The organism is Paracoccus alkanivorans (assembly GCF_003697785.1).
Taxonomy (GTDB): domain Bacteria; phylum Pseudomonadota; class Alphaproteobacteria; order Rhodobacterales; family Rhodobacteraceae; genus Paracoccus; species Paracoccus alkanivorans.
Window position 1 is genome coordinate 63,044 of record NZ_QOKZ01000003.1, and the last position, 15,234, is coordinate 78,277.

A 15,234-nucleotide genomic window follows, 5' to 3' on the forward strand; every position below is an offset into this window, starting at 1 on the left:
TGCCGGATCATTGGCAAAGGGCAGCATTTCATGTTGAAGCATGTTGACCTGGCAGGGTTATACGTCTTTCACAACAAAGCCCCGTCCTGCCGGGAGCGAAGGAGCGAACCGATGAGCACCCGTCTGAAACTGGATCGGATCGATATCAGGATTCTTGCCGAATTGCAGCGCAACGGGCGGATCACCAATGTGGAACTGGCAGAACTGGTGCATCTGTCGCCCTCTCCCTGCCTGATGCGGGTCAAGAAACTGCAGAAGGCGGGATATATCTCGGGCTATTCGGCCCAGATCGATGTCGCCAAGCTGGGCGAAACATTGACCGTCTTTACCGAGTTCACGCTCAAGAACCACCGGCAGATCGATTTCGCCCGCTTTCAGGAGGCATTGGAAAAAATCGATAGCTGCGTCGAGTGCCACCTGATTTCTGGCGGTTATGATTACCTGGCGAAATTCGTCACGGCGGGAATCGTCGATTACCAGACTATCATCGAGGCACTGATCGACCGCGAGATCGGGATCGACCGCTATTTCAGCTACGTCGTGATAAAGACCCCCTTCGTCAAGACGCAGATCCCGCTGACCCGGCTGTTTGCGGACAGGGACTGACCGATCACCGCTGCGCGAAGGCCGCGACCAGTTCGGGGTCCTGTTCCAGCCCGGCCAGCCAACCGGTATCCAGCTGCGGCACCGAGGAAATGAGCAGCCGGGAATAGGGATGCGTCGCCTCGCTGGACATCCGGGTAGCGGGCAATGCCTCGACCACCTCGCCCTTGTACATCACCAGCACGTCGTCACAGATCGCCTCGACAGTCGAAAGGTCGTGACTGATGAACATGTAACTCAGGCCCAACTCACCCTGCAGTTCCTTGAGAAGGTCGAGAATGGCGGCGGCGACCACCGTATCCAGCGCCGAAGTGATCTCGTCGCACAGGATCAGTTCCGGTTCCGCGGCAAGGGCACGGGCAAGATTGACCCGCTGCTTCTGGCCCCCTGAAAGTTCGGCAGGCAAACGGTGACGCAAAGTGGCGGGCAGGCGAACCATGTCAAGCAACTCGGCCACCCGGGCATCGCGTTTCGCGCCGCGCAATCCGTGATAGAAGCTCAACGGCCTGCCGATGATCGTGCCGATGGAATGGGCCGGGTTCAGGGCGGTATCGGCAAGCTGGAAAACGATCTGGGCACGGCGCAGGTCCTCCTTGCTGCGGGCGTGCAGGGCAGGCTCCAGTTTCTGCCCGCCCAGATGCACCGATCCGCGATAGGCGGGCAGGATACCGGCAATCGCCCGCGCCAATGTCGACTTGCCCGAGCCGCTTTCGCCGATCACGCCCAGGTTCCTGCCGCGTTCAAGGCGGAAATTCACGTTCTTCAGAACCTTCGCCTTGGGCTCGCCATTGATCGTCGCACCGTAACCCGCGCAGAGTCCGCTGACCTCAAGAACCGCCCTGTCCTCGGGCACGTCCCGCCCGCCGACGGGCACATGTGGCACGGGCTCAAACGCGGCCAGCAATTCCCTGGTATAGGGATGGTGAGGAGAGTGGATGATCTGTTCGGTCGTGCCGACCTCCTGGATCTCTCCGTCCTTCAGCACCACGATGCGATCCGCGATCTGCGCCACAACGGCAAGATCGTGGCTGACATAGACCCCCGCCATACCGGTCTTTTCCATCACCGAGCGAAAGGCGCGCAGCACCTCTATCTGGGTTGTCACGTCCAGCGCGGTAGTGGGTTCATCGAAAATCACCAGTTTCGGATCTCCGATCAGCGCCATCGCCGCCGAGAGGCGTTGCAATTGACCGCCCGAGACCTGATGCGGATAACGCTGCCCGATCCCGTCGGGATCGGGCAATGCCAGCGCCCGGAACAAGTCCCTGGCGCGCGCTTCCGCCTGTTTGCGGGGCATCAGCTTGTGGATAGCGGTAATCTCGATCACCTGATCCATGATCCGCTTGGACGGGTTGAACGCCGCCGCCGCCGATTGGGGCACGTAGGACACCTCGGTGCCTCGTAATCCCGCCCGCCTTGCCTCGGACATGCCGGTGACATCATGGTCGCCGACACGGATATTGCCACCGTCGATGCTGCACCCGCTACGGGCATGCCCCATCAGCGACAGCGCGATGGTAGTCTTGCCCGAGCCGGATTCCCCGATCAGGGCAAGGATCTCACCGGGGGCGATGTCGAAGCTTACGCCGCGGATGATCTCGACCTTGCGGCCCGCATCGGTGACGGCGCCGATCTTCAGGTCACGGACGGAAACGAGGGAAGTGCCGGTCATCAGTCGCTCCTGTCGCGGATCCTGGTGGGAAGATTGTCGATGAACATGTTCACCGATATGGTCAGAGAGGCGATGGCGATCGAGGGAAACACCACGGCCGGTGCGCCAAGGCTCAGCCCCTCGATGTTCTCCCGCACCAATGCACCCCAATCCGCATTCGGCGGCTGCACGCCCAGCCCAAGAAAAGACAGCCCCGACAGGACCAGCACGATGAATACGAAACGCAGTCCCAGATCGGCCAGCACCGGGCCGAGGATGTTGGGGAAAATCTCGCGGGTGATCAGATAGGCCGTGCCCTCGCCCCGCGCCCGGGCCACGGTAACGAAATCCATCGTGTTGATATTCACGGCCAGCGCCCGGGCGAAACGGTAGGAGCCGGGCATGTAGATTGCCGTCAGCGTCAGGATCAACACCGGGATGGATGAACCCACGGCAGCCACCACCACGAGACCGAACAACAGCGAGGGGATGCCGTTGAAGGCATCAAGCAGCCGCGACAGCAGCGTGTCGAACCAACCGCCCAGCACCGCGGCGATCATGCCGAGGACGACACCGATGGCCACGGCGAGCGTCACCGCTCCCAAGGCGATGCCGACGGTATAGCGCGCGCCCATCAGGATACGCGAAAGGATGTCACGGCCAAGATAATCGGTGCCCATCCAGAATTCGCGGCTCATTCCACCGAAATAATCCCAACCGACGATCTCGCCCGGCGGATAGGGAGCAAGCCATTGTCCGGCAATGGCGACCACCGCCCAGAACAGCATGACAGCCAGACCGATACGGCCGGCCCAGTTGAAGGAATAGCCCAGGTTCCGGGGGGTGGGCAGACGGAGAAAGCGGGTGGATCTGGAAGAAACGGTCATCAATGGCGCAGCCTCGGGTTGGAGAGGATGGCGATCATGTCGGCCAGGGTCGTCAGGCTCAGATAGCTGACGCAGAAGATCATGGCGCAGGACTGGATCAGCGGCAGGTCGCGGGTGGATACCGCATCCACCATCAGCTTGGCGACGCCGGGATAGTTGAACACCGTCTCGACGATGATCACCCCGCCGACCAGATAGGACAGCGACAGCGCCACGGCGTTGGCAATGGGTCCAAGCGCGTTGGGAAGGGCATGGACCAGCACCATGCGCCAGCGCGAGGCACCCTTGAGCAGCGCCATCTCGACATAGGGAGTGTTGATGGTTTCGATCACCGCCGCGCGAGTCATCCGGATCATCTGGGCAGACACGACGAAACTGAGCGTGATGACAGGCATCGCATAAGCGCGCAGCATGGCGCCAAGGCTATCCACATTGACGCCATAGCTGAGCGCAGGCAACCAGTCGAGCCAGACCGCGAAGATCAGCACCGCCAAAGTCGCGACCATGAATTCGGGCACAGAGATGACCGAAATGGTCAGCATCGACACCACCCGGTCAAGCAGGGTTCCCCGCCACATCGCCGCAGCGATGCCAAGGGAAAGCGCAACCGGCACGCATATGACCGTGACGATCCCGGCAAGCCGCAGCGAATTGGCCAGCCGACCGGACAGCAACTCGGCGATCTCCATCTTGTTGACATAGGAGGTGCCCAAATCCCCGGTCAGCAAGCCGCCGAGCCAGCCCAGAAAGCGCATCAGCGCGGGTTCATCAAGGCCCATCGCCTTGCGCAAACCGGCCACGGCCTCGGGGGTGGCGGCCTGTCCCAGAAGGATCTCGGCCACGTCTCCGGGCAGAAGTTCGGTCGCGAAGAAAACCGCGAAAGACACGATCACCAGCGTGATCAGCGCAATCCCGAGCCGCTTGCCGATCAGCAGCCATGTCGTTTTGGATCGAAGCAAGACCTGTCTCCCTGAATCGAAGGGGCGTTCGCCCGCGCATTGTCACATGCGCGGGCCGTGTCGGGCAGGCGGGTCAGCCTTCCAGCCAGACATATTCCGCGAAAGCGTAGCCCATCTGTCCGCCCAGGGGATTCGGACGCAAGCCCTTCAGCCGCGTCGAAAGCGCATCGACATTCGAGATATAGGCCGGGATAATCGTGCCCGCCTCGTTGGCGACCATCTCCTGCATCTCCCAATAGATGGCGGTCCGCTTCTCTTCGTCCAGAAGGCCACGCGCCTCGACCATCATCTTGTCGAATTTCTCGGACTTGTACTGGCTTTCGTTCCACGGCGCATCCGAGGCATAAAGCAGCGAGAACAGGATATCGGGCGTCGGACGCGGATTGATATTGCCGAAATGGACCGGTTCCTTCAGCCAGTAATTGGACCAATAGCCGTCGGACGGAACCCGCTGCACATCGAAGGGCATGCCGATCTCGGCCCCGGCCTGCTGCACCACCATGGCCATGTCGATGGCCGAGGTCGCGGCATCCGAGGTGACGATCGGGATCGCCTGCCCCAGCACGCCCGCCTTCTCGAACAGCGACCTGGCCTTTTCGGGATCGTATGGGCGCGGTTTCAGTTCCGGGTTGTGATAGCGGTCCACGGGGGAAACGGGCTGGTCATTGCCGATCTCGGCCAAACCGCGCAGCACGGATTTCTGGATCGCCTCGCGATTGACCAGATACTTCATCCCCTCGATGAATCCGGCCTTGGCGCCGGGTTCCAGGTCGAGCCGGATATTCAGGTTGGTATAATTTCCTCCCGTGGTGATCGATGTCTCCACATGCGATTGCCCCTCGAGCATCCGCAGCGAGCGCGGGTTCACCGCTGCCGCAAACTGGATGTCGCCCGAAAGCACCGCGTTCACCCGGGCATTGTTATCCGAGATCGCGAAATACTCAAAACTGTCGAGATAAGGTCCCTGTTCCTTGAAGTAGTTCGGGTTCTTCACCGCGATCGAGCGCACGCCGGGCTCGAAAGATTCGCAAATGAAGGCGCCGGTGCCGTCGGCGGTCGAAAAGTCAGTGACTCCGTCCGCGATGATCATGAAGTGATGCAGCGACAGAATGGTGGGCAGGTCGGCATTGGGCTCGCTCAGCACGATCTTGACGGTCAGGTCATCAACCGCCTCGATCTCGGCCATCTGCTTGGCGATCGAGTTGGCCTTGGAGCCGACGCTCTCGTCGAGATGCCGCTTGAGCGAATAGACGACATCGGCCGAACTCAGCGTCTTGCCGCTATGGAAGGTGACGCCGGATCTCAGCTTGACCTGCCAGGTCCTGGCGTCATCCGATTCGACCGTTTCGGCCAGTTCCATCTGCACATCGCCGTTCTCATCCAGGAAGGTGAGACGGTTGTAGAAGGCGCAGCAGCGCGTGTAATCGGTCGAAAGCGACGCCTTGGCCGGATCAAGCGTGTCAGCAGTCGAAGCCGACCAGCCCGCCGCCTTGAGATTGCCGCCGCTGACCGGGGTCGCGGCCACGGCCTCGCCCGCGCGCAGCAACAGCCCGCTGCCCATCGACAGCGCCACGCCCGAGCCCATCAGCATCTTCAGAAGTTCGCGACGCGACGCACCGCGACGGATCGCGTTCTCGACCATCGCATCGTCACGGCCGGTCCAGTTGGTAGGTGTATTCCTGATCATTTTCGCATTCCCTGTTGTTATGGCCCCATCCGGTTCTTGCCGCCGTTTCGGGCCTTGTGGTGAAGTGATCTCATCGACCGAAGGCGCGATCGGCCGTCTCGGCCAGTTCGATCAGCGCGTTGAAGCGGTAATCGGGTTCCGTGAACCGCGCGGGTTCGATGGTTCCGCCATATCCCTGCTGCGCATGGCGGCGCGCGATCCAGGCATTGGTCATGCCCAACTCGCGAGAGATCCCGATGTCGTGATACTGACTTTGCGCCGTGTGCAATATGTCGGCCTTGCTGCCACCATCGCGCTCTACATGCGCGAACACCTGGTGGAAAAAGGCCGGATCCGGCTTTTCCGTGCCGGTCTCATCCGTGGTGAAGCTGGCCCAGAACGGCATTCCCAGCTTTTTCTCGTATTTCTCGAAGGCCCAACGGCGCGCATTCGTCATCGCGATCAGCTTGTAGCGCGCCTTGAGCCTGGCCAGCGCCCCGATGCTGTCGGGAAAAGGCTCCGCCTCACCCACGGCATCGATCATCAGGCGGCGGTTCTCTTCATTATCCGGCAGGCCCAGTTCGGCAGCGATTTGGCTGTAGCAACGGCCAAGATCGTCGGGAAAGCGCAGTGCATCGGAATGATAGCGTGCGTTGCGATAGACGGTCAGCGCGGCTTCGCCATCGATATCGACCCCGGCTTGCCGGGCGATCCGGGCCAGCCCGTTCTTGATCGCTCCCTCGAAATCGATCAGCGTGCCGACGACATCGAAGCTGACATAGGAAAACGCGGTCAGCGGTTTCACAGCGGTTTCTATCGCCATCTTCGGCAGTCCCCTTCCTGTCTGTGCCGCAAAGCGTCATCCGCGGCGAATTCCATGTCAGCGAGCGGCGCAAAGCCCCCGGATCATCGTCCTGTTCCCCTCAGCATCATCGGAATTCCTGATATCCTTGCGCTGAATAACAGCAGGGGAGCGGCAGATTCTTTTGTATTGGGATGGGGGGCGGTCAGATATGCCGCGCCGCCCTGTGGTGTTTCAATAGCCGCGACCGGGGTCCACCAGGCCGGGAATCGGCCGGCCCTCGCGGCTGGCGCGGATCACCGCCAAGACATGGCGCGCACCCTCTTCGGGATCGGTATGCGAGGCGACATGCGGGGTCACGACGACCCTTGGATCGTGCCATGCCCAGTGACCGGGGGGCAATGGTTCGGGGTCTGTGACATCCAGCATGGCAGAAGCCAACCGGCCGCTATCCAGCGCCTCGCGCAGCGCCCCCATGTCAAGCTGCGGTCCGCGCCCCGCATGAACAAGGCGCGCCCCGCGCGGCAATCGCGCGAATAGTGGCGCGTTCAACAGCCCCCGCGTCTCACAGGTCAGGGGCAGCAGGCAGATCAGCAGATCCGTCCGCGCCAGGAAATCGCCCATGGCGTCGGCGGCAAAGACCTCCAGCCCCTCAACCGGTGCGCCAGAACGGCTCCAGCCGGCGACCGGAAAACCCAGGGCCGCAAGACTCTGCCCCGCAAGCCGCCCGATCCGGCCCATCCCCATAATGCCAACGCGGCAGGTCCGGGCCAACCGGGCGTGATGCGTCACCCATTCCCCGCGTCCGGCCTGATCCAGATAGCGCGGCATGTCCCGATGCAACATCAGCGACGCCATCACCACCCAGTCCCGGACCATCTCTTCGATGCCCGGAGCAATCGTCCGCGACAAGGCCACCCCTTTTGGCAGTGGCGGCATCTGGTCCACCCCGGCCCCGACACTGATCACGGTTTTCAGGTTGGGATAACGCGACAGATCCCGCGGCGGCATCCAGCAAGCGATATGGGTGATCGCAGCCGGGTCGGTGACCGCCTCTTCACCGATCACCATCTCCTCGCCTGCCTCGGCAAGCAGCGGCGCCCAGACCGCGATCCGCTCGGGTGTCGAGAGATAGAGCAGCGTCATCCGCGAAGCACCTCGCGGATCTCGGGATCTTCCAGCGTCAGGTCCAGCACCTTGCGGCTGCGTTCGACGATGGCGTCGATCTCGTCCGCCGTGCAGCAAAGCGGCGGCGCATAGCCAAGGATTCCCTGCGCAAAGGACCGGACGATCAGGCCCTGCTCCCATGCCCGGTCAAACAGGCGGTTGGCAGGATCCAGCGCCGCGGGAAGCGGGGTCTTGTTGTGCTTGTCCGTGACCAGCTCGACCGCCGCCAGCATGCCCCGGCCCCGCACATCGCCGACCAGGGGATGATCGCGCAGCCCCGCGAGCCCCTCCATCAGGCGCGCGCCCATCCGGCGGCCATTCTCGAAAAGCCCGCCCTCGTAGAGCGCCAGCACCTCCAGCGCGACTGCTGAGGATACCGGATGCGCGGAATAGGTGAAGCCATGCCCCACCGCCTTCGCGCCCGCGCCTTCGGCGATTGTCTCGTAGACATGGTTGCGCATGAACACCGCACCCATCGGCACATAGCCCGAGGTCAGGCCCTTTGCGACGGTCATCAGGTCCGGCACGATTCCCTCGTCCTCGCAGGCGAAAAGCGGGCCCGTGCGCCCGAAACCGGTGATAACCTCGTCGGCGACGAACAGGATCTCGTGCTCGGCGCAAAGATCGCGCATGGCCTTGATCCAGCCCTGCGGCGGCACCAGCACCCCGCCCGATCCCTGGATCGGCTCCACATAGAAAGCCGCCACGCGATCCTCGCCGATCTCGGCCAGCTTGGCGCGCAGTTCCGCCAGCGATGCATCGATAATCGCCTGCGGGTCCTGTCCCACGGGATTGCGATAGATGTAATGCGACGAAATCTTGTGCTGCCAGTCATAGGGCAGGCCGAAGCCTTCGTGGAAAACCGGCAATGCCGTAAGCCCGGCCCCGCCCGAGGCACTGCCGTGATAGCCCTGCCCGACCGAGATGAACTGGTCGCGCCGAGGCTTGCCCCTGGAATGCCAGTAATAGCGGATGAAACGGATCGTGCTGTCCACCGCATCCGAACCGCCAAGACAAAAATAGACATGATCCAGATCGCCCGGCGCCCGCTCGGCCAGTTCGGCGGCCAACCGGATCGGCGCCTCGGCCCCCAGATCGAAATAGCCGGTCGCATAGGGAAGCTGGCGCATCTGCGCGGCGGCAGCCTCGACCACGCTTTCATGGCCGTAACCGGCATTCACGCACCACAGCCCGGCGAACCCGTCGATCAGTTCACGCCCCTCGGCATCGGTCACGACCGCGCCCCGTGCGGACTGCAACAGCCTGACGCCGCGCGCCTCGTGGCCACGGAAGGACGAGACCGGGTGGACGAGGTGGCGGCGGTCCAGTTCGGCAAGGGAATTGCTCAGCATGTTCATCTCCGTGAAATCAGCCCAAAGCCTGCGAGACGAGGGCATAGGTCGTAAAATCTTTCTGTTCCGGTGCAATCGCCGCCCGGCATGTCATCGCGGTGCCCCCACCGACATGGGCAAGCCCCAGAGAGGCGGCATGATCGGACAGCCCGCGTTCCAGAGGCAGATCAACGCGCAGGAACCCGCCCGCGCAGCGCCTTACCCCTTCGGCGATCAACGCACGCGCGGTCGCCGCATCACGCGCCACGACCGGCCCCAGCACATGGCCCCTGCCGAATTCGCGCAGCATCGCAAAGCCGTCCTCGGCAAGCAGCACCTGCCCTTGCCCGGCAATCCGCCGCAGCAACTCGATCCGTGCCATCCCCGAAGCGGTGCGATCCATTGCGGCGAGCCGTTCGACATCCCCGGAATCCCCATCGCTCACCGGCAGGTCGGGTATCACGGATTTGGCGATCCCCTGGTGCTGGGCGATCTGCCCGATCGCGGAGAAACCCAGTTTTTCATACAGGGGCAATCCCTCCTGCGTCGCTACCAGCCGCATCTCGCGCGGGCCCGCCATCGCTATTACCGCCTCCATCACGCGGCGCCCCAACCCACGCCCACGCATCCGCGCATCGACGATAATCATGTTGAGCAGGGCCACGTCACCGAAAACGGTGCAAAAAGCCGTGCCGACCACCCTGCCACCCTCCAGCGCAACCACACCTCTGGAGACCGATGCATTGAGCGCCCAGTCCTCGATCCGGTGCGGCCAGCCTACCTGCTGCGAAAGTTGCAGGGCGGCGTCCAGATGCTCTTCGGAGAAATGTTCGAGCCGCAGATCCTGCGGTGCGATGACGGGGGAGGAATTCTCGGCAGAGGTCATGAGTTTTGTATCCGTATTTCGTCCTCTTCAGCCTAGGCAAGGGAGAACGGCATGTTTGCCCTGATCGCGGCGCGCAGCGGCAGTTTGCATCGCTCCCCCCGTCTTGCGCCGCAGAAAATGCCGCGCTCAGGCGGCAAGTTTTCGGCCAAGTGCCAGCACCATCTCGCACGCACCGTGCAATTCGTCGCGGGTCAGATATTCCTCGGGCCGATGTGCCCGCGCAATATCGCCCGGCCCGCAGATCACCGATGCAATGCCAGCGGCCTGGAACAACCCCGCCTCGGTGCCGAAACTGACTGCATCCAAGGGCGATCGCCCGGTCAGTTCCTGCATCAGCGAAGCCAGCGGATGCCCGGGTTCGAGCGCCAATGCCGGATAGCTTGACAACCATTCCACCTCTGTCCCTTCTCCCGCCATGGCTGCGATCGGGGCCAGCAGGTCGCGCGGCTCAACCCCCGCAATGGCGCGCGCCTCGATCTGCGCCTCGGCCCGATCCGGGATGATGTTGAGCGCCTGTCCACCCGACAGCGTGCCGATCTGCAGGCTGGACCAAGGCGGCTCGAAACGGTCGTCCTGCGGTCCCCGCTCCAACTCGCGGGCCTGCGCGGCGGCTGCCTCCAGCACCGGCAGCAAGGCATGGATCGCGTTCACGCCCAGATCCGGGCGCGAGCTGTGCCCCGACCGGCCATGCGCCACCAGCCGCAGCGCCGCCTTGCCCTTATGGGCGAGAACCGGCACCAGACCCGTGGGCTCACCCACGATGCAGCCCGCTGGCGCCGTGCAAAGCGAGGGCAGCGCCGCGATCAGATGCGGCACACCACGACAACCCGCTTCTTCGTCATAGGACAGCGCGATATGAATCGGAGATTTCAGCGGCAATGCCACGAGCCCCGGCACCATCGCCAGAACCGCCGCGACGAAACCCTTCATGTCACAGGCCCCGCGCCCGATCAGCCGTTCTCCTTCACGGCGTAGATGGAAAGGATCGCCGCGCCATTCGGGCTCACCCGCGGGAACGACATCGACATGACCCGACAGGATATATCCCGGAAGCCCGGCATCGCCGATCGTCGCGAAGAGGTTGCAGCGATCACCCTCGGGACCGGTCAGAAGCTGGCAGGAGACACCATGGGCTTTGAGGAAATCCCCGACGAAATCCATCAACCCGGTATTGGACCGGCCTACCACGGTCTCGAATCCGACCAGCCGGGCCAGCATCTCTTCGGGGGAATAACGCGCGGTCATGATGCGGCTCCGTATGCGATATATGCGACGGTGATGATCTGCTTCGGCAAGGTCATTGTTTGGCTTTCATGTGTTGAATCGGGCTTTATCTCGACCATGCCCCCTTCGCCGCCACCATCGACGCCGATCTTGGCGGACAGGCAGCACCTTTTGCCGCCAGCTGTCCGCGCAACGGAATATCCTGCGCTGAAATCGCCAAACGCGGCAATCCCTGTCGCGGCAAAGCGGTGATGCTTGGAACATCGATGACCTCCGGAGAGAATAATGACCTTCCGCCCCAAATTCATCACCTTCGACTGCCACGGCACGATGATCTTCTTCGACATGGCGGGCGCCGCGCGCCACCATTACGCCGAGAGGTTGTCTCCCGAGAAGATGGAGACATTCATCCGCGATTTCGCCGCCTATCGGCTGGACGAGGTTCTGGGGGCGTGGAAACCCTATGCCGAGGTGGTCCATAACGCGCTGGAACGAACCTGCAAGCGCAACGGAGTGGCATTCGACCCGGCAATCGCCGCCGATATCTACGAGCGAGTGCCAACATGGGGGCCGCATCCCGATGTGCCCGCCGGGCTGGCGGCAATCGGGGACAGGATCCCGCTGGTCGCGCTGACCAACTCGATGAACAGCCAGATCCCGCATAATATCGCCCGGCTCGGCGCGCCTATCGCACATGTCTTCACAGCCGAGGACGCGCGGGCCTACAAACCGCAGATGCGCGCTTTTGAGTATATGTTCGACATGCTGGGATGCGGCCCCGAGGATGTGCTGCATGTCTCGTCGAGTTTCCGTTACGATCTGATGACCGCCCATGACTTGGGCATCAGGAACAAGGTATGGGTCAATCGCGGCCACGAGCCCGCCAATCCCTTTTATGGTTATACAGAGATTCCCGACGCATCCGGCCTTGCCGCGCTGGTCGGGCTATAAGGGCCGGAGGCCGCGATGAAATACATGTCCTACTGGCATGACACCGCCTCTCCCTTCACCGGCGCCGAACCGGGGCCGGTCGAGGGAGCCTATGATGTCGCGGTGATCGGAGCCGGTTTCACCGGTCTGAATGCCGCACGCAAATTGGCCCGCGAAGGGTTGCGCGTCGCCGTGCTTGAGGCATATCACGCGGGCGCGGGCGGGTCGGGGCGCAATGGCGGCCATCTCAATAACGGGATCGCGCATGGCTATGCCGAAGCCAAGGCCCATCTGGGCGCGGAACGCGCGCATGCGCTTTATCACGCCTATGACCGCTCGATCGACATGATCGAGCAAGTCATCGCCGAAGAGGGGATCGACTGCGATTTCCGGCGCTCGGGCAAGCTGAAACTCGCGTCGAAACCCTCGCATGTGGCCGGGCTTCGGGCGAATTTCGACCTGATCCATCGCGAGGTGGATGCAGATACACGCTGGCTCGAACGCGGCGAGTTACGGGACGAGATCGGTTCGGAAGCCTTTCACGGTGCGATGCTCTATGGCAAATCCGCGATGATGCATATGGGACGCTATGTGGTCGGGCTGGCCCGTGCCGCACAGCGCCACGGCGCGCGCATCTGGGAGAATGCCCCCGTCACCGAACGCCGCGCCACCTCCGGTGGCTGGGAGCTGGTGACGCCGAAAGGCAGGCTTCGCGCCGGGCGGGTGATCGCCGCCACAGGCGCCTATTCCAGAGAGAGCCGCGGCGAGGTGCTGCGCTATTTCCGGCGGCGGATCATCTCGGTCGGCTCATTCATCATCGCGACAAGACCGCTGACCGCCAAGGAAATCGCGGCCACCCTGCCGGGCAACCGGACCTGCGTCACCTCAATGAATATCGGTAACTATTTCCGCCTGTCGCCCGACAACCGGCTGATCTTTGGCGGGCGGGCGCGGTTCTCGGCAGTCTCGAACCAGCAATCCGATGCCAGATCGGGCGAGATCCTGCGGGCATCGATGATCCGGATCTTTCCGCATCTGGCAGATGTCGAAATCGACTATTGCTGGGGCGGTCTTGTGGGCATGACCAAGGACCGGTTCCCGCGTGCAGGCGAGGCCGACGGCATGATCTATGGCATGGGATATTCCGGCCATGGCGCGCAGATGTCGACATTGGTCGGGCAGGCGCTTGCCGACATGGCACTGGGTCGCACGGACAGCAACCCGCTTGACGGGCTGGACTGGCCCGCCATCCCCTTCCACAGTGGCAAGCCGTGGTTCCTGCCGCTGGTCGGGCTGTGGTTCGGGCTGAAGGACCGGTTATCCTGACGGCCGGACGGCATCAGCCAAGGGAATGCGAGGCCAAGCCGTAGATCTGCGACCCTTCCAGCGGCCGCCGCTGCGCTCCGTGATACATCTCGGTTACCGTGTCATAAAGCCCCATGCCCGCATTGGTCAGGAATGCCGAGAAGTCCTCGCTTTGCACCGGGGTATCGAGGCGCACGAACCCGCCCTGATGGCGCTGGATCAACGGTGCGGCCAGCGCCATCGCCATACGGTCATCCTCGGCCACCAGCGGCCCGATCACCATGCCGCGCCCGAATTTCCGCTGCATCGCAAAGCCGCGAATCTCGCCATTGATCTCGCTGACGAGCCCTGAAGAAAGTTCCAGCATCCTGTCCAGCGTCACGCGCCGCTCCGCTCCATAAGCATGATGGTCAAGCGCCCGGATGGCCGGAACATCCGCAGCGGTCATCGCCCGGATGGACATTCCGGGCACGGACTCCGGCACGGCAACGCCACGAACCATCCCCTGGTGCTGCCGGATAGTATGCAGTGGCGTGAAACCCGCGCTTTCATACAGCCGATAGCCCTGCCGCGTCGCGCTCAGCCGCAGGTCGCAGCCTTCGCAATCCTGCATGACCCGGCGCAAGAGCCAGCGACCCGTTCCCAGGGTTTGCAGTCGCGGCGCGGTAACCATCATGCCGAGCATTGCGAAATCATCGCCCGCACGGAAATACATCGCCGAACCCAACGCCCGTCCGATTTCATCAGTAGCAAGATAGCCCTCGCCCAGGGAAATGAACACGTCAAGGTCATGTGCCCGATGCGGCCAGAGCACGCCAACGGTCAGTTCATGCAGCAGCGCACGATCCGCGGGGGTGATCCGTCTTGCTCGCACATCGAAATTGTCGACCCGCATGAAGTCCGTCCGAGTCGCGCCGTCCTGCCCCGTTCCATCGCCCGCCATGATCACACCACCTTGCCATACCGCGATTGACCGCTCTGCCTCCGCCGGCAGATCAGGTCCTTGCGCCAATGTCGCGCAGAACCCGCGCATTTTTCTGCCGTATCCCGCCTGCAGACCACAGCATTATGTGGCGAAGCCTACCGGGGAAAGAGACCATGGCCTGCCAACGCATAACGATCCCTCCGGCCCCCGGTTCGAACACCAGTGATCACGCAGGCTCTGCAACCGGAACGCCGTTATCACTTTTCCCGGCATTCAGGCGAAGACCGATCGGTTTCACTCCGGAAGTGGCCCTTCCGTCAGTCCTCAAGCACGAAGGCAGGATCGTAACTGATCGGGAAGTTTACCGAACGCGCGATAAAGCAGACCTCGTGGATGCGATGGTGAATTTCTGTTGCCGCCTCGATATCCGTCCCGGCTCGGACCGTGATACGTGGACGCAGCGTCGCAGAGACAAAACGTCCCGCCCCACCCTTTCCGACCTCCCCGACGGCATCCGGGCTGTCCTCGTAGCCAGTCACCACGATCCCTGCATCCGAGGCATAATGCAGATACCATAGCATGTGACATGCCGACAAAGCAGAGAGCAGCAGATCTTCAGGATTCATCTTGGCGGGATCACCACCAAGCAGCGGGTCATTCGAGCAATGCATGACGGGTTTTCCCGGCACCGCGATATCCCAGGTCCGGTCATAGGCGCGATAACCCGCCGTCCCTTCGCCCCGATTTCCGGTCCAGACCACACGCGACGAATAGCTGTGACCCATGATGCTACCCCTTGTTTTTCCATACTCATATACTTGTATGTGAAAATATATCAAAGGCATAATGGCAGGATGAGATCTGCGTCCCCCTTTCGCCATCATATCGTTGCCGCAAG

15 protein-coding genes are annotated in these 15,234 nt (G+C 62.6%); 3 read left to right on the forward strand and 12 right to left on the reverse strand.

What is annotated here, in order from left to right; all coding sequences use genetic code 11:
- Positions 1-111: 111 nt before the first annotated feature.
- The gene (locus C9E81_RS08495) at positions 112-606 is read left to right on the forward strand and encodes an Lrp/AsnC family transcriptional regulator (protein ID WP_208021142.1); all 495 of its coding nucleotides are present in this window, start codon (positions 112-114) and stop codon (positions 604-606) included.
- 4 nt (positions 607-610) lie between these two features.
- Here C9E81_RS08495 and C9E81_RS08500 read toward each other — a convergent pair whose 3' ends face one another.
- The 10 genes from C9E81_RS08500 to C9E81_RS22680 form a co-directional block, all read right to left on the reverse strand.
- Positions 611-2,275 carry an ABC transporter ATP-binding protein gene (locus C9E81_RS08500; RefSeq protein WP_122111909.1) on the reverse strand — a complete coding sequence of 555 codons (1,665 nt, stop codon included), beginning with the start codon at positions 2,273-2,275 and terminating at the stop codon, positions 611-613.
- Positions 2,275-3,141 carry an ABC transporter permease gene (locus C9E81_RS08505; RefSeq protein WP_122111910.1) on the reverse strand — a complete coding sequence of 289 codons (867 nt, stop codon included), beginning with the start codon at positions 3,139-3,141 and terminating at the stop codon, positions 2,275-2,277. Before C9E81_RS08505 ends, C9E81_RS08500 begins: the two co-directional genes overlap by 1 nt.
- The gene (locus tag C9E81_RS08510) at positions 3,141-4,100 is read right to left on the reverse strand and encodes an ABC transporter permease (protein WP_243698577.1); all 960 of its coding nucleotides are present in this window, start codon (positions 4,098-4,100) and stop codon (positions 3,141-3,143) included. The genes C9E81_RS08505 and C9E81_RS08510 overlap by 1 nt, the downstream gene beginning before the upstream one ends.
- A gap of 73 nt (positions 4,101-4,173) precedes the next feature.
- A complete protein-coding gene (locus tag C9E81_RS08515) occupies positions 4,174-5,787 on the reverse strand; it encodes an ABC transporter substrate-binding protein (RefSeq protein ID WP_208021143.1) in 1,614 nt (537 codons plus the stop codon).
- A 70-nt stretch (positions 5,788-5,857) separates the two neighbouring features.
- A complete protein-coding gene (locus tag C9E81_RS08520; RefSeq protein ID WP_122111911.1) occupies positions 5,858-6,589 on the reverse strand; it encodes an HAD-IA family hydrolase in 732 nt (243 codons plus the stop codon).
- A gap of 213 nt (positions 6,590-6,802) precedes the next feature.
- Complete coding sequence (locus C9E81_RS08525; RefSeq protein ID WP_122111912.1) at positions 6,803-7,714, reverse strand: 2-hydroxyacid dehydrogenase; 912 nt, start codon at positions 7,712-7,714, stop codon at positions 6,803-6,805.
- Positions 7,711-9,087 (reverse strand): aspartate aminotransferase family protein, encoded by a 1,377-nt coding sequence (locus C9E81_RS08530; protein ID WP_122111913.1) that lies wholly within the window; start codon positions 9,085-9,087, stop codon positions 7,711-7,713. The genes C9E81_RS08525 and C9E81_RS08530 overlap by 4 nt, the downstream gene beginning before the upstream one ends.
- 16 nt (positions 9,088-9,103) lie before the next feature.
- Positions 9,104-9,952, reverse strand: coding sequence for a GNAT family N-acetyltransferase (locus C9E81_RS08535; RefSeq protein WP_122111914.1), 849 nt, complete (start codon positions 9,950-9,952; stop codon positions 9,104-9,106).
- 126 nt (positions 9,953-10,078) lie between these two features.
- A complete protein-coding gene (gene argE / locus C9E81_RS08540) occupies positions 10,079-11,197 on the reverse strand; it encodes an acetylornithine deacetylase (RefSeq protein WP_122111915.1) in 1,119 nt (372 codons plus the stop codon).
- On the reverse strand, positions 11,194-11,478 hold the full coding sequence (locus tag C9E81_RS22680) for a hypothetical protein (RefSeq protein WP_147457574.1): 285 nt from the start codon (positions 11,476-11,478) through the stop codon (positions 11,194-11,196). The genes argE and C9E81_RS22680 overlap by 4 nt, the downstream gene beginning before the upstream one ends.
- Here C9E81_RS22680 and C9E81_RS08545 point away from each other — a divergent pair.
- The gene (locus C9E81_RS08545; RefSeq protein WP_122111916.1) at positions 11,462-12,127 is read left to right on the forward strand and encodes a haloacid dehalogenase type II; all 666 of its coding nucleotides are present in this window, start codon (positions 11,462-11,464) and stop codon (positions 12,125-12,127) included. The two genes, C9E81_RS22680 and C9E81_RS08545, sit on opposite strands and share 17 nt — an antisense overlap.
- Before the next feature lie 15 nt (positions 12,128-12,142).
- Positions 12,143-13,432, forward strand: a complete 1,290-nt coding sequence (locus tag C9E81_RS08550) for an NAD(P)/FAD-dependent oxidoreductase (protein ID WP_122111917.1) — start codon at positions 12,143-12,145, stop codon at positions 13,430-13,432.
- A gap of 13 nt (positions 13,433-13,445) precedes the next feature.
- On the opposite strand, the gene C9E81_RS08555 is transcribed toward C9E81_RS08550, so the two are convergent.
- Together C9E81_RS08555 and C9E81_RS08560 are read right to left on the reverse strand one after the other, a co-directional pair.
- The gene (locus tag C9E81_RS08555) at positions 13,446-14,444 is read right to left on the reverse strand and encodes a GNAT family N-acetyltransferase (RefSeq protein WP_122111918.1); all 999 of its coding nucleotides are present in this window, start codon (positions 14,442-14,444) and stop codon (positions 13,446-13,448) included.
- A gap of 209 nt (positions 14,445-14,653) precedes the next feature.
- Positions 14,654-15,121 carry an OsmC family protein gene (locus C9E81_RS08560; RefSeq protein ID WP_122111919.1) on the reverse strand — a complete coding sequence of 156 codons (468 nt, stop codon included), beginning with the start codon at positions 15,119-15,121 and terminating at the stop codon, positions 14,654-14,656.
- Positions 15,122-15,234: the final 113 nt, after the last annotated feature.

Coding starts and splice junctions, on each gene's coding strand:
- C9E81_RS08530 (WP_122111913.1), bottom strand. CDS start 9,087: ATGCTGAGCAATTCCCTTGCCGAACTGGACCGCCGCCACCTCGTCCAC.
- C9E81_RS08495 (WP_208021142.1), top strand. CDS start 112: ATGAGCACCCGTCTGAAACTGGATCGGATCGATATCAGGATTCTTGCC.
- C9E81_RS08535 (WP_122111914.1), bottom strand. CDS start 9,952: ATGACCTCTGCCGAGAATTCCTCCCCCGTCATCGCACCGCAGGATCTG.
- C9E81_RS08560 (WP_122111919.1), bottom strand. CDS start 15,121: ATGGGTCACAGCTATTCGTCGCGTGTGGTCTGGACCGGAAATCGGGGC.
- C9E81_RS08525 (WP_122111912.1), bottom strand. CDS start 7,714: ATGACGCTGCTCTATCTCTCGACACCCGAGCGGATCGCGGTCTGGGCG.
- C9E81_RS08555 (WP_122111918.1), bottom strand. CDS start 14,444: ATGCGCGGGTTCTGCGCGACATTGGCGCAAGGACCTGATCTGCCGGCG.
- C9E81_RS08515 (WP_208021143.1), bottom strand. CDS start 5,787: ATGATCAGGAATACACCTACCAACTGGACCGGCCGTGACGATGCGATG.
- C9E81_RS08520 (WP_122111911.1), bottom strand. CDS start 6,589: ATGGCGATAGAAACCGCTGTGAAACCGCTGACCGCGTTTTCCTATGTC.
- C9E81_RS08500 (WP_122111909.1), bottom strand. CDS start 2,275: ATGACCGGCACTTCCCTCGTTTCCGTCCGTGACCTGAAGATCGGCGCC.
- C9E81_RS08550 (WP_122111917.1), top strand. CDS start 12,143: ATGAAATACATGTCCTACTGGCATGACACCGCCTCTCCCTTCACCGGC.
- argE (WP_122111915.1), bottom strand. CDS start 11,197: ATGACCGCGCGTTATTCCCCCGAAGAGATGCTGGCCCGGCTGGTCGGA.
- C9E81_RS08505 (WP_122111910.1), bottom strand. CDS start 3,141: ATGACCGTTTCTTCCAGATCCACCCGCTTTCTCCGTCTGCCCACCCCC.
- C9E81_RS08545 (WP_122111916.1), top strand. CDS start 11,462: ATGACCTTCCGCCCCAAATTCATCACCTTCGACTGCCACGGCACGATG.